This is a genomic window from Xanthomonas arboricola pv. guizotiae (genome assembly GCF_002940205.1).
GTDB lineage: Bacteria > Pseudomonadota > Gammaproteobacteria > Xanthomonadales > Xanthomonadaceae > Xanthomonas > Xanthomonas arboricola_C.
On sequence record NZ_MDSK01000134.1, the window covers coordinates 1 to 350 of the forward strand.

Here is a 350-nt window from a genome sequence, read left to right on the forward strand (position 1 = left end):
CGTCCGTGGACGCGGTCCGGGTGGCGCTGGGCAACACGGGGTCCAAGACCACCATCCACCGCTATTTGAGGGAGTTGGAAGAGGAGGAAGGGCAAGGCGTTGGCGCGAAAATGGCCGTGAGCGACGCACTTCAAGACATCATCGCCCGCCTCGCCGAGCGGTTGCACGGCGAGGCCGACACGGTCGTGGCGCAGGCCCAGGCGCGCTTCCAGGCGCAGCTGCAGGAACGCACCCAAGCGCTGGAGCAGGCCCGACACGAGGCCGGCTCACTCATGACGCAGCTGCAACGCTGCGAGACCGCGCTGCAGGCCGAACGCGAGGCGGGCGACGCTGCCAGGAGCGAAGTGGCC

Annotated in this window: 1 protein-coding gene; it reads left to right on the forward strand. The window is 69.1% G+C overall.

Annotated features, from left to right (window positions below; genetic code table 11):
* The coding region (locus XarbCFBP7408_RS22175; RefSeq protein ID WP_258072313.1) for a DNA-binding protein at positions 1-350 on the forward strand (350 nt) is incomplete at both ends.